This is a genomic window from [Mycobacterium] stephanolepidis (genome assembly GCF_002356335.1).
GTDB classification, from domain to species: Bacteria; Actinomycetota; Actinomycetes; order Mycobacteriales; family Mycobacteriaceae; genus Mycobacterium; species Mycobacterium stephanolepidis.
Window position 1 is genome coordinate 4,479,493 of the sequence record NZ_AP018165.1, and the last position, 12,853, is coordinate 4,492,345.

The 12,853-nt window shown below is 61.4% G+C and carries 9 protein-coding genes and 4 pseudogenes; 6 read left to right on the plus strand and 7 right to left on the minus strand.

Going from position 1 to position 12,853, the window contains the following annotated elements:
• Positions 1-47: 47 nt before the first annotated feature.
• Complete coding sequence (locus tag MSTE_RS22250) at positions 48-1,226, minus strand: tyrosine-type recombinase/integrase (protein ID WP_096504489.1); 1,179 nt, start codon at positions 1,224-1,226, stop codon at positions 48-50.
• Position 1,227: 1 nt separating this feature from the next.
• Positions 1,228-1,419, minus strand: coding sequence for a helix-turn-helix domain-containing protein (locus MSTE_RS25760; protein WP_096504491.1), 192 nt, complete (start codon positions 1,417-1,419; stop codon positions 1,228-1,230).
• A gap of 115 nt (positions 1,420-1,534) precedes the next feature.
• Here MSTE_RS25760 and MSTE_RS22260 point away from each other — a divergent pair, with 115 nt between their 5' ends.
• From MSTE_RS22260 to MSTE_RS22285, 5 genes and pseudogenes are all read left to right on the plus strand, one after another.
• The gene (locus MSTE_RS22260) at positions 1,535-2,815 is read left to right on the plus strand and encodes an IS256 family transposase (RefSeq protein ID WP_193442044.1); all 1,281 of its coding nucleotides are present in this window, start codon (positions 1,535-1,537) and stop codon (positions 2,813-2,815) included.
• Between the two features lie 496 nt (positions 2,816-3,311).
• Positions 3,312-3,956, plus strand: a pseudogene (locus MSTE_RS22270) (class I SAM-dependent methyltransferase); the annotation flags it as partial.
• 33 nt (positions 3,957-3,989) lie between these two features.
• Positions 3,990-4,795 (plus strand): IS5 family transposase gene (locus tag MSTE_RS22275; RefSeq protein ID WP_231896907.1). Its coding sequence is split into 2 segments (ribosomal slippage): positions 3,990-4,334 and positions 4,337-4,795, totalling 804 coding nucleotides; the frame shifts between segments, so codons are not numbered across the junction.
• Positions 4,794-4,934: pseudogene (locus tag MSTE_RS22280) on the plus strand (class I SAM-dependent methyltransferase); the annotation flags it as partial. The gene MSTE_RS22275 and the pseudogene MSTE_RS22280, both read left to right, overlap by 2 nt.
• Before the next feature lie 322 nt (positions 4,935-5,256).
• Positions 5,257-6,039, plus strand: a pseudogene (locus MSTE_RS22285) (class I SAM-dependent methyltransferase); the annotation flags it as partial.
• 361 nt (positions 6,040-6,400) lie between these two features.
• On the opposite strand, the gene MSTE_RS22290 reads toward MSTE_RS22285, so the two are convergent.
• From MSTE_RS22290 to MSTE_RS22300, 3 genes and pseudogenes are all read right to left on the minus strand, one after another.
• Positions 6,401-7,558, minus strand: coding sequence for an IS3 family transposase (locus tag MSTE_RS22290; protein WP_231896939.1), 1,158 nt, complete (start codon positions 7,556-7,558; stop codon positions 6,401-6,403).
• A gap of 70 nt (positions 7,559-7,628) precedes the next feature.
• A pseudogene (locus MSTE_RS22295) lies at positions 7,629-8,173 on the minus strand (hypothetical protein); the annotation flags it as partial.
• A gap of 149 nt (positions 8,174-8,322) precedes the next feature.
• Positions 8,323-8,733 carry a DUF6188 family protein gene (locus MSTE_RS22300; protein WP_030097214.1) on the minus strand — a complete coding sequence of 137 codons (411 nt, stop codon included), beginning with the start codon at positions 8,731-8,733 and terminating at the stop codon, positions 8,323-8,325.
• A 261-nt stretch (positions 8,734-8,994) separates the two neighbouring features.
• Here MSTE_RS22300 and MSTE_RS22305 point away from each other — a divergent pair, with 261 nt between their 5' ends.
• Positions 8,995-10,179, plus strand: coding sequence for an alpha/beta hydrolase family protein (locus MSTE_RS22305; protein WP_096504495.1), 1,185 nt, complete (start codon positions 8,995-8,997; stop codon positions 10,177-10,179).
• Here MSTE_RS22305 and MSTE_RS22310 read toward each other — a convergent pair.
• Both MSTE_RS22310 and MSTE_RS22315 read right to left on the minus strand, forming a co-directional pair.
• The gene (locus MSTE_RS22310; RefSeq protein WP_096504497.1) at positions 10,176-11,078 is read right to left on the minus strand and encodes a class I SAM-dependent methyltransferase; all 903 of its coding nucleotides are present in this window, start codon (positions 11,076-11,078) and stop codon (positions 10,176-10,178) included. The two genes, MSTE_RS22305 and MSTE_RS22310, sit on opposite strands and share 4 nt — an antisense overlap.
• A 64-nt stretch (positions 11,079-11,142) precedes the next feature.
• Positions 11,143-12,669: a sugar transferase gene (locus tag MSTE_RS22315; protein WP_231896940.1), complete on the minus strand. Its 1,527-nt coding sequence runs from the start codon at positions 12,667-12,669 to the stop codon at positions 11,143-11,145.
• Between the last annotated feature and the right edge of the window lie 184 nt (positions 12,670-12,853).

Here is a 12,853-nt window from a genome sequence, read left to right on the forward strand (position 1 = left end):
TCGATCACCCCCGTGGGTGGCACGAGATGTCACAACTCGACCCAAACTCATTTCACGCCCCGATCTAAAGTCGCAGCGGCTGCCTTGAGTGCATCGTCTTGGCTGTGGACATACAGCCTCATCGTCAGGCTGGCGTCCTTGTGGCCGATCCATGCGGCAATCACTGCGACCGGCACTCCTTGCAGGTGCATTGTCGTGGCGCATGTGTGACGCGCGTCGTGCAGGCGGATATGCCGAACACCGGCCGTCTTTACCGCATCCCGCCAGTACCGCGAGAGCACCGCAGGAGAGTACGGATCACCAATCTCGTTCGATACCACGTAAGCACCGGACTTGCATGCCTTGCCCAACGCCAGGCGCTCGACAGCTTGCCTTGTCTTTGCCGCTTTCAGAGTCACCAAAAGCGATGCAGGAATTGGCAATACACGGCGTGACGAACGCGATTTCGGCTCGTTCTCGACAGTCTTGCCACCAGCTGATACGCGGTTGTTGGCGATCGACAACAGACCGGCCTTCAAGTCGATGTCAGCCCATCGCAGCCCAGCAATCTCGCCGCGACGAAGACCCGACAATGCCAATTCCCAGGCGTGTTGCAAGCGGTTGTCGGCAACCGCTCTGAGTAGCGCCCGAACCTCAGCCTCGTTGTACGTCTCCATCACCTTGTGCGGTACCTCGACGCGATCCACCAGCTCCGCGATGTTGCGAGAGACGATGCCTTGACGCAATGCGTCACCAAGAACCTGGTCGATTGTCGAAATGAACTTGTTGACCGACGCTGCCGACCACGGCCGCCGCGTCCTTCCCCTCCCCGTCTTCGTACCTCCCTTGCGCAGTTGCACGACCAGCCTGTCGACGTGCGCCTTAGTTAGTTTCTGCGCAGCCATGCCCCCGTGGACTTGCAGAAGTGGTTCCAAGTCGTATTGCAGCTTGGCCAGCGATGTCGCCCGGATTCGATGCTTGCCCGCGACATACGCCTCACAGAGTTGCCGAACGGTTGTGTCCGCGCGCGGGACGAACGTTCGCTTAGCGACTTGATCGCCGATCTCAGATAGCGCGTCCCGAGCTTCCTTTTCGGTACGGTACCGACGCCGAACTTGCCTACGTCGGCCTGTCTTCGGATCTTCGCCCGCATCAACTGTCAGCTGATACCGAACGACGATCTTGCCTGTGCCCCGGTCTCGGACCGACATCTTCTTGATCTGCGGCGGCAGTTGTTGCCGTGACATGTCACGCCTCCGTATCGCCGATCGATTCGGCGTCGAGTCTCTCAATATATTCTGCGACAGCACTTTCGGTGACAAACCGCCGCCGTCCGATCCGAACCGACCTCAGCTGTCCGGAGCCGATCAACTCATAATACTTGCTGTGACCGATTGGAATCCGCTGCCGTACTTGAGATTCTGTCAATAGCTGAGACATCCTACTGTCCTCCCGTTCCAACCGATGGTCGTGCGCGGGGCTGTCGGGATTTTTGTGTAAGTGGTTCGGCGTGATGTCCCGGCTTTAGGGTTGGGGCGGAAAAGAGAATCACCTCATGAGCGAACAGTTTGACGACCCGGTGACCGATCTTGCGGTGTTGCCGGATATGGATGCGCTGGCCGACCAGCTGGTGGGTGCTGCTGCCGGACAGGGTATCGCCCTGGCCGGTGAGAATGGTTTGCTGACGGCGTTGACCAGGAAGGTGTTGCAGTCGGCGTTAGAGGCCGAGATGAGCCATCACCTCGGCTACGACAAGCACGATCCGTTGGGCCGCAATCGCGGCAATTCCCGTAACGGCACCATGCCCAAGACGGTGACCACCGATATCGGCAAGGTGCGCGTCGCGGTTCCTAGGGACCGCGACGGCAGTTTCGAACCGCAAATCGTGGCTAAGCATCAACGCCGTTTGGCGGGGTTCGATCAAACCGTTATTTCTTTGTATGCCAAGGGAATGACCACCGGCGATATCGCCAAGCATCTCTCGGATGTGTATGACACAGACGTGTCGAGAGACTTGGTGTCCACGGTGACCGATCAGGTGCTAGAGGACATGCGGGCCTGGCAATCACGCCCCCTGGACCGCATCTATCCGGTGATCTTGATTGACTGTATCGTGCTCAAGATCCGGCACGGCCAGGTCGCCAATCGGCCCGTTTACGTCGCGCTCGGGATCAGCGTCGAGGGTTTCCGGGATGTGCTGGGTCTGTGGGTCGGCCCGCCCGGTGGTGAAGGCGCTAAGCAATGGATGACGATGCTCACCGAGTTGCGTAACCGGGGCGTGGCCGATGTGTGCATCGTGTGCTGCGACGGCCTCAAAGGCTTGCCCGATGCCATCGGGGCGATCTGGCCGGCGGCAACGGTGCAGGTCTGTGTGGTGCACCTCGTGCGCAACAGCCTGCGCTATGCCTCCAAAAAGCACTGGGCGGCCATTAGCGCCGATCTCAAACGGGTCTACACCGCGGCCACCGTCGATGCCGCCCAGGTGGAATTCGAGCAGTTCGCCTCGGCCTGGGAGGCCCAGTATCCGGCGTTGGTGGCGATGTGGCGACGCTCCTGGCCCGAGTTCACCCCGTTCCTGGAATTCCCCACGCCCATAAGGAAATTGATCTACACGACCAACAGGATCGAATCGCTCAATGCCCGGTTCCGGCAAGCAGTCCGCAAGCGCGGGCATTTCCCCGACGAGCAATCAGCGCTCAAGGTGCTCTACCTGACCGCGATCGAACGCAAGACCAACCGCAGCAACCCGAGCGGCCGTATCACCGGCTGGAAATCGATCCTGAACACCCTCGCTATCGCGTTCGAAGGCCGGATTACCCCGGCAGCGAATAACTAACCATGCCAAGCAGATCCACCGTTAATCTGACAGACCCCACGTGCTGGAGTTCAAGGTTCGCTATGTTAATGGCGGATCCGGATGACCTGCATCTCAAAGGGGCTAACCATGTCGGAACAGATTTGGGTCAACGCTGACGGCGACGCGGTGTGCGAGCGTCACATTGGAGACCACCTCAGGGCTGCTATCGCCGAGGATCCTGGACGTACGTGGTACGAGACGCTGGTCGGTTCATGGTGGGTGTCTGTTGAGTTCAACTGTGAGGAATGTTTTTTCGACATGCAGTGCTAGCTCGCAGACTATTTGCCCCCGAGGGACAGAGCCGAGCCTCAAGTGATTCGGCCTGCCGCTTCCTGATGCTCCCTTTTTGGTTGTCGAATAGCCCTTCAAAGTGAAGGGCTATTCGACACAATCCGTAGCTATGTTTTTCCGTCTGGCTCTGCAGCCGAAACTACCCTTCGTCACGCGGCGGTACCCCTATGAGGGGCGCCGCCGCATGCTCGACGCCATCGGGGCGGATTTGGCCTGCAAGGTCACCATGTCGTCCGACGAGTCACCCCCCGCCGACACAGCGGTGGGCAGCGTCTTCGACAAAACCGACAAGGTGCACAAGCTGCGCCACTACCTACCCATCTACGAACATGCGATGGCTCGCACCGAACGTCTGCTAGAAATCGGGGTCGACCGGGGCGGGTCTCTACAGATGTGGCGCACATACCTGCCGGATGCCACCATCGTCGGGCTCGACATAAATCCGGGCTCAGCACGGTACGACAACCCGCAGTGCGGGATTCACGTCCGGGTCGGCGATCAAACCGATACCGCATTCCTGGGGCGTGTGGTGGACGAGTTCGGCCCGTTCGATACCGTTCTCGACGACGGCGGGCACACGCCCAAGCAAATGATCAGCTCATTTCAATACCTATTTCCCCGGCTCAAACCAGGGGGCGTCTATATCGTGGAAGATGTCTGCGCCAACTACTGGACGGTCTACCGGGACCAGCGTGAATCATTCATCGACTTCACCAAATGGCTGATGGATGCCATGCATGCCCATTACCTGGAAATGAACTTGGGCTACCTCCAAATGTACTCGGCCTGCCAGATTATTGAAGGACACCCTAAGAGCGTGTCTTGTGTGGTTTGTGGGGTGGTTGGGGCATGATGTGCTGGTGTGAAAGAGCTTTCGTTGAGGTTGGTTCCGGACGAGTTGTGGGCGTTGGTGGAGCCGTTGTTGCCGGTGCAGCGGGTGCGTCCCCAGGGCGGCGGGACGGCGTATGCCGATGAGCGTGCGGTATTCACCGCGGTGGTGTTTGTGCTGGTCAGTGGGTGTGCCTGGCGGCATTTGCCACCATGTTTCGCAGTGACGGTCCCTACCGCGCATCGCCGGTTCGCCGAGTGGACCGCCGTCGGGGTATGGCGGCGTCTACAAGAAGCGGTACTCGATCGGCTCGGTGCCGATGGGGCATTGGATTGGTCACGGGCCGTGGTGGATTCGGCGTACGTGCGGGCTAAAAAAGGGGCGCCATGACCGGGCCGAGCCCGGTAGACCGGGGCAAAGCGGGTACCAAGATTCACGTGCTCACCGACGCGACCGGTCTGCCGTTGCAGACCGCGGTCACCGCCGCCAACACCTGGGACGGGCATGCGGTCCCGCCGCTGGTACGGGCACTGCCCGCCATCAAATCCCCGCGCGGGCCACGCAGGCGGCGACCGGCAAAACTGCACGCAGACAAGGCATACGACGCGAACCAGCTGCGGCAATGGCTCACCAATCGACACATCACACCCCGGATCGCCCGCCGCGGAACCGAATCCGGCGACCGGCTCGGCACCAAACGCTGGAAAGTCGAACGCACCATGTCCTGGCTCTTCACCTACCGCCGCCTGGGCACCCGCTGGGAACGCCACGACCATCTCTACGCCGCATTCCTCACACTCGCCGCCACCCTGGTCTGCTTCAGAAAACTATCCACATGAGACACGCTCTAAGCGCCTCAGCGAGGTGCGGGTGCCGCTGGCGACGACCATAATCGACCGAATCGAAGTATTCGACTCCGTGGTTGTAGTTCACCGCTCGAAAGAACCAAAGCGGTTGCCACGTGCAGTGTTCCGATGACAACCTCACATTTAGCGATGTGACTGCGGGTCTTGACCGCGTAAACAAAACAGCACTTTAGCTTAACGGATCGGCCAGCGCGGATTAGCTCGATCTCCAGAAACATCCCGCACTAGCCCGGCGAATACCCCAATCCAGCAACGGTATTCATGCGGTCACGTGTCTCGACAGGCTGCCCAGGCGCGTAACCACTTCCCCTCCAGAGGCTCCGAAGTCTCAATGCCTGACATTTAAGATGTCTGACGATGATGTTGGTGCTACGGTTCGGCGCATGGGAAAGAGCAGCTCAACCGCTTCAATCAAGTTGCAGTGGTTGACCAGCATGCCACAGTGGCTTGTTCGAACCATTGTGTCTCTGGTGGTCTGGCCGTTGCGCGGTTTCTATTGGTTCGTGCGGACACTTCTGCCTGGCGTGTACGCCAACGACCAGTTAATTAGCTTTCACCGGCATGAATTTATGAATGATCCCGTATTCCAACGTGCCTACGGACGTGGTGTTCGTGCCCTGGGCGGCACAGACTTCTACCAATGGCCCTGGCGAGTACACATCGGCTTGTGGGCTGCAACCAATGCAAGCCACCTCGAGGGAGACTTCGTTGAATGCGGAGTTAATTACGGATTTCTAAGCAGTGCCATTATGGAGCAACTCAACTGGGACCACCTGGGCAAGACCTTTTACCTGCTAGACACCTTCGCAGGAATCGACCCGCGATTCATCACCGAGGTCGAACGCGGTGCAGGCGCCATGAACAAAAGCCAGGCAGCACTACAATTCGGAGCCTACGTGAACGGCGCCGAGCGTGTCCGCGCCAACTTCGCACAATGGCACAACCAGCGAATCATAGTCGGCACGGTACCCGAAACCCTCAACCAGGTTGACACGACCGCAGTCGCATTTCTACACATCGACATGAACTGCGCCCCACCCGAAGTCGCCGCACTGCAATACTTCTGGCCGCGCCTAACCCCTGGCGCAATCGTGCTGCTGGACGACTACGCCCAACGCGGATTCGACGAACAACGCCTCGCGATGGACGAACTAGCCAACAAGCTGGGAGTGCCTATCTGCGCATTGCCCACCGGACAGGGACTCATCATCAAGCCCACCCCGGCGCACGCCGACGCGACGCACACCACCCCAATCCCAAATCACCAGGCAACGAATAACTAGCTACACCAAGCAGACCACGCCCTCGCCTAAATCGCGGCTCAGCCACGGATGCACCGACTGCCGTGACACCCCAACCTGAGCGGCCACCTCGGTCACCGAGACCCCGCCAACACCATCCGAACCGCATCCAACCGCTGCGACGTCACCGACAAGACAACCAGCGCCAATCCCGGCCTCCTCCAGTCCCGACGCCCCACGGAAACGTCGAACCAAAGTCAACCGAAACAGCCACCGACGCAGATCACTTGACGGAAGGGTCTGCCCCTAGTTTGGTTGACTCGGTTCGGTTAACTTTTTAGGCCGCGGTTGCGGTCTGGTTGATTGTCTCAAATTCGATGGGGGTGAGTTTGCTGAGGGCGCGTTGACGGCGCCGCCGGTGGTAGGTCCGTTCTATCCAGTGCGCGATGGCTAAGCTCAATTGCTCGCGGTTGTCCCAGCGCCTGCGGTTCAGGACGTTCTTTTGCAGCAGTGAGAAGAACGATTCCATGGCGGCATTGTCGGCGCAGGTGGCAACCCTGCCCATGGATCCGCGTAGTCCATGAATGGCAAGAGCGTTGGCGTAGGCTACCGACCGAAACTGGCCGCCTCGATCCGAATGAACCACGGTTCCGGTCGGGTTCCTCTGAGCTACAGCATGATTGAGTGCTTTGACGGCCAGCTGTGAGGTCATGCGGGTGGCCATCGAGTAGCCGACAATGCGGTTGGAGAAAGTGTCCTTGACTGCACACAGGTACAGTTTCCCGGTTCGTGTGGAATGTTCGGTGATATCCGTGAGCCACACCGTATCCGGTGTGCTGCTGCGGAATTTGCGCTCCACCAGATCATCGCGCACCGGCGGGCCGGGCCGCCGGTGACGCCCACGCGTTTTGGCGTGCACCGAATAAATCTTCTGCAGCGCACACAGCCGGGCCACCCGGTTCTCTGAGACCCGATATCCGGCCTCGCCGAGCTGGTCGGCGATGAACCGGTAACCGAACTCGGGGTCATCACGGTGAATATCGATCGCGGCGTCGATCAGATGCGCGTCATCCCAATCACGCTGTGATACAGGATGTTTAAGCCATTTATAGTAACCCTGCGTAGTTAACTTCAATACCCGACACGTCACCGCGGCCGGCACCCTGGTGGGGTTACCGGCCGCGGCTAGCTCACGAACGAGCGGGTAGATTATTTTGGGACCGCGCCCCGAGACAGGTAGGCGGCGGCTTGCCGCAGCACATAGTTTTCCTGTTCCAGCAACGCGATCCTCTTTGCGGGCCTCCCGCAACGCCCGCACATCAGCATCGGTGGCGCTCTCACCGCCAGCGACCCGGCGATCATCAATCGAGAGCCAGCGCTGCAAACACGACTCCGAGATCCCGAAATCGGCAGCGACCTGCGACACCGTCGCAGCACCCTGACGGGCCACCGCGATCACATTGCTACGGAACTCGGGCGGATAAGCCTTCGGCATGACATACATCCTTCCAACGCAAGCACCAAGCTTGCGGGTCAGGAGTCAACCAAACCCTGGGCAGACCCTTGGGCACCCGCGTCACAACGAGCGTGAGCTGTTCTGTCGAATGAAATGCCACCGCCCAAAACACTTCGGTGCCGCGCACCGCCGCCGCCTCCAACGGCGTATGCACCACCGGCACGGGCTCCGGGCCTGGGGGGGGTGTTCAACGCGTCGAAGAGATCGGTGCGCGCCTGCCCCAAGGACCCCCGGAAGTTGACCGGGCCGGGTGAGCACCGCCTCGCCGATCCGCACGAGCCCCACCGCGATCACCTCGGTGCCGAACTGTGTGCGTGGCACCACCTGATCCAGGTCGGTGCGGATGAGCCCGGTCCACACCTCGTTGGCGGGCCCGCTGACCGTCGCGCCGGTCAGCCCGAGCGCCTGCACCAGCGGCTGCCCCGCCTGCAGCTGCGTCACGAATGTCCCCGGCGTCAACAACGCCGCCGTCGGGATCTGGACGGCGCCCTGGACCACGAAGGGACAGATCAGCGAGCAGTTCTGCACCTGATTGGCCAGGAACTGGGTAATCAGCGCCCCAGGCGCGGGCTGCACCGCCGCCGCCAAGCCCACGTCCAACACCGCACTGCGCTCGGGCATGCCGGGCGGAGCATTCACACCAGCAGCTGTCGCGAGTACCGCTGACGCACATGCCACCGCGAGAAGCCTCACGCGGTAACCACGAACCAACCCACCGTCGGGTTCGATCGCGGCGAAACCGGTTAGGCCCCGGCTTCCTCCGGCACATCGTGGCGCACCACCCGGACCTTGCCGCGCGGAAGACTGGCTACATACCCGTGGTACTTGCCATAGATCTCCCACGCCGTGTCAAAGTCGTGATGCGGCACGTCGATCGCGTGGTCATCGGAGAACTCCATGTGCAAATCGCCCTTGTCGTTCCACCTGGCCTCGGTGCACGTTGCACCGGAGATGCTGAAGAGCGGACGCTCCTCATCCAGGATTGCCTTCGGATCGACGCAAACAATTTCCCGTGGCCACCGTCCCGCAGGGGGAAGCGTGAGCCACATCGGCACGGCGATAACCACCTCGTTGTAGTCACCCAGGCTGATTACCAATCCGTCACGGAACATGATCCGCTGGACCGGCAAGCCCTCAATCCATGCTTCGGACATACCTTCACTCTGAACCCGCCCCTCAGCTAGCACAAGGGGTTGACGGCACAAGTTTTATTGTCGAAACTGGTCGAAACGTAAACGTTATTTGTGCTGCCCGCGAACCTGAGCAGCACACTATTTTGCTTGTCTTTCCCGCCGTTTCCAGACTCCCGCTAAGACGGCGGCATCACCGCACTTGCCGGACGAATTTCACTTGGGTGCCCTAGCATTCGCTATGAGCTAGCAGCGTGGCTAGCACAGGGGGCGAAAGGGACACCCATGACAGCGGAGCTATCGGAACCCATAGATCAGCCGCGGATCACTCCGCGAGCCGCGCCCACCGAGCGCCCTCAACTGCCCCGCAGCGGTGACCTGACCTTTCGCGAGCGCGCGATGGTCGAAACCTCCGCGCTCACCGACATCGCTCTGCGCACCGTCGGCGCCTTATCGGTCATGGGAGTGGTGGCCCCGAGCCTGGTCATCGACAGGGAGTTCGTGGCGCGCGAACGCGACAACCTGGCCTTTTACGGCGAGCTTGCCGCTGTGGGCGATGCGGACCTTTCCTTCCCCGCGCCGGAGACCACACCCGTGGTGTTCTCGCGCCCCGCGGGGCCGCTCGCGCAGGCCCTGGCCAAGGGCAACGTCGAGAACCTGGACTTCGAAAGCCCTTACGTGGCACGCAATCCCGCTCTGCGTGACTACTGGCAACGCTTCCCGCACAACAGCATCGCGCGCGCACAGCATTGGCGCCACGACGACGGTCCACGCCCCACCCTGTGCGTGATTCACGGGTTCTTCGGATCGCCGTATCTGCTCAACGGGGTGTTCTTCGCGCTCCCCTGGTTTTTCCGCAACGGTTACGACATCTTGTTGTACACCTTGCCTTTTCACGGAAGGCGCGCCGAGAAGTATTCACCGTTCAGCGGAGCCGGGTACTTCAGCCACGGGTTCACCGGCTTCTCGGAGTCGATGTGTCAGGCCGTCCACGATTTCCGGATTTTTGTGAACTATCTGCGCGGCACCGGCGTGGAAAGGATCGGGCTGACGGGTTTGTCGTTGGGTGGATACACCACCGGGTTGATCTCCACCGTCGAGCGCCGAATCGATGTCACCATCCCCAACGTTCCCGTGGTCGATGTGAAATCGCTTCTGCACGGCTGGGTTCCGGCCGAACCGACGATCAAGCTGGCCGCCAAGCTGGGACATCTCGATCAGAACCAGCTGGACGGTGCGCTCTCCTATTCGTCGCCCCTCACCTACCAGCCGGTCGTACCAAAAGAGCAGCGCCTCATCATCACCGGACTCGGCGACAGGCTAGCGCCGCCCGAACAGGCCGAGATGCTGTGGGAACACTGGGATCGCTGTGCGCTGCACTGGTTCCCCGGAAATCACATCCTGCACGTGAATCAGGGCGACTACCTACGCCGCATGACCGGATTCCTCGATCGGCATCTGAATATCTAACCCTTCACTGCCGAGACCAGGCTGATCGAATTGAACATGTACCACGCGGGTTGGCTCGGCTCCGGCACAGTGCGCCCCGAGACGTTCAGGTAGTCGAGCAGCTCGGTGCGCACAGAATCCCAACCGTGGCAATGAAACCAGGTGGAGGCTTCGCTGCGCTGCTCGTTGTAGATCAGCGAGAAGAAGTCCGAATTGGCCTGATCGCCGCTTTCGTTGGCGCCGGCGACCAGCATGTCGAAGACCACATCGGCGTACGTCGTCATCTGCTCGATGCCCACGAAGCTGCCCGGGGCGGCCAGTTGATCAATGGACTCGAAAAGTCGCTCCTGCGCGTCGGCCGGCAGGTAGATCAACAGTCCTTCGACAATCCACGCCGACGGTGCGGACGGATCGAAGCCCTTGTCCTGTAGTGCTTTACCCCAGTCTTCGCGGAGGTCGATGGAGATCTCCTGCCGAGACGCCTTGGGTTCGGCGCCATGCCCGGCGAGTACCTCGTGCTTGAACTGATGCACGAGCGGCTGATCCAACTCGAAGATCGTGGTGCCCGGCGCCCAGTCGAGTCGATAGGCGCGCGAGTCCAGCCCCGAGGCCAGGATTACCACCTGCTGGACGCCGGCCTCGATCGCCCTGCCGAAGTAGCCATCGAAGTAGCGGGTGCGTGCGCCTTGAAAGCTCACGAAGTACTGTCCGAATTCCTCTGAACGCAAAGGGTGTTCGGGTACACCGCCGGCGACCAGATCGGCCCATTCCCCACCTGCGGCGCGACAGAAAACCTCCGCGTACTGATCGACCGCCAGCGGCGTGGGTTTCGTGGCCTCGAGCGCTCGGCTGGCCGCTACGAACAGCGCGGTGGAGCCGACGCTGGTGTTGATGTCCCAATTATCCCGATCGGTACGCATGGTCGCGACAATACTCCGCGACTGTGACAACTAGGTTGACATGCGTGGGCGCGTGGATGGCGCGCTAGTAGGCGCCGTCGCTACGCGCCACCGCACGGAATGTGCGCCACAGGATCGACACGTCCGACACCATGGACCAGTTCTCGACATACGACAGATCCAGCCGCACCGCCTCATCCCACGGCAGGTCGGAACGCCCACTGACCTGCCATAGACCGGTCATGCCGGGCTTGACCAGCAGCCTGCGCTTGATGACGTCGGTGTACTCCTCGACCTCACGCCGCAGCGGTGGCCGGGGACCCACCAGGCTCATCTCCCCGCGCAGCACATTGATCAGCTGGGGCAGCTCGTCGAGGCTGGTACGGCGCAGGAACCTGCCCACCACGGTGACCCGCGGATCTTCGCGCATCTTGAAAAGTGGCCCGGCGCCATCATTTTGTGCCAGCAACGCTGCCACCATCTGGTCTGCGTCCGCCACCATGGACCGGAACTTGATCATGCGGAAGGGCTTGGACCGCACGCCGATGCGCTCGGCAGAGTAGAACACCGGACCGCGCGATTCCAACTTCACCGCAAGGGCGCAGGCCAGCAGGATCGGGCTGAATCCGATGAGGAGCAGGAGCGCGCCGATCCGGTCGAAGAGAACCTTGTGCAGCCGGGACGCACCCTCGTACTGGGGCTCGGCGAGATGGATCAGCGGCACCGAACCGGCGGGCCGCACCCGGACCCGCGGCTGGTCGACGTCGAACACACCCGGCGCTACCAGCAGATTGACGCCGATCTCGCTGAGACGCCAGGCGAGTTCACGCATCTTCTCCGGGCCAAGCTGTTCGGTGGCCGTCACCGCCACCGTGTCCGCGCCGGCCTCCAGCACCGCCGCGACGATGCGGTCCTCGGCGCCCAGGATCGGGATGACCCGGTCGATGACCTCGATGTTCTGGCCCGGTGCACCCAGGTATCCGGGGACGCACACGCCCACCACGCGGTATCCGAGCGCGGTGTCACGCCCGAAAGCCTCGGCAAGGTTGAGCGCCGCGGCGTCACCGCCGAGCACCACCACCCTGAAAATCTGCTTACCGCGTGCACGCTGTCGGTTCAGCCAGGTCCGGCTGAGCTTGCGGTTGAGCAGCAGGAACACGATCCCGACGATGAGCGCCATCCCCAGCGCGAAACGCGAGACGTTGAATTTGAACAGCACGCTGACAATGGCGAAGAGACCGAACATGTGGAATGTCGCGCGCAGCACCCGCTGGTATTCCTCGCCGCCGCTGCCCATGAGGTGCAGATCCCTGCTGCGGTACACCCCGAGCAGCAGCGCCCAGTAGCAGAAGAAGCCGATCCGGATCCACAGCTCGACAGGAGTCATCGGATCCGTCGCGTTACGCAGTTCGACCCCGGTCCAGCCGGCACCCGCCACGATGGCGGTGTCGGAGATCAGCAACCACCGGCTGTACTGCTCGCCCCACCGCGCTGCGCGGTGCCCCGCGGAGGTCTGACCGACTGCCGATGAGGACCGGCGGGGGCGCCGCACGCTGCCGATCCGGCCCCTCAGCCGGGTCGTTGCAGACGAGCCCTCGTTCACCGCGACCACGCGCGTGTCCTCTCAGAACAGCCCCAACAGCAAATACAAAAGTGCTCGTTTCATGAGGCGTCGGGCGCGGAAATCTCGGCGCAACCCGACGATGAGAACCCTCGTGCAAACGACCGGTATTTCGCGCCCCCAGAAAGGGAACATCCGTTACCAGTTTTCGTACCGGGGGAAATCTAACTACTGA

Bases quoted from the DNA above. Each gene is read 5' to 3' on its own strand.
- MSTE_RS22250 (WP_096504489.1), bottom strand. From the start codon at position 1,226: ATGTCACGGCAACAACTGCCGCCGCAGATCAAGAAGATGTCGGTCCGA.
- MSTE_RS22300 (WP_030097214.1), bottom strand. From the start codon at position 8,733: ATGTCCGAAGCATGGATTGAGGGCTTGCCGGTCCAGCGGATCATGTTC.
- MSTE_RS22310 (WP_096504497.1), bottom strand. From the start codon at position 11,078: ATGCGTACCGATCGGGATAATTGGGACATCAACACCAGCGTCGGCTCC.
- MSTE_RS25760 (WP_096504491.1), bottom strand. From the start codon at position 1,419: ATGTCTCAGCTATTGACAGAATCTCAAGTACGGCAGCGGATTCCAATC.
- MSTE_RS22260 (WP_193442044.1), top strand. From the start codon at position 1,535: ATGAGCGAACAGTTTGACGACCCGGTGACCGATCTTGCGGTGTTGCCG.
- MSTE_RS22290 (WP_231896939.1), bottom strand. From the start codon at position 7,558: ATGCCGAAGGCTTATCCGCCCGAGTTCCGTAGCAATGTGATCGCGGTG.
- MSTE_RS22305 (WP_096504495.1), top strand. From the start codon at position 8,995: ATGACAGCGGAGCTATCGGAACCCATAGATCAGCCGCGGATCACTCCG.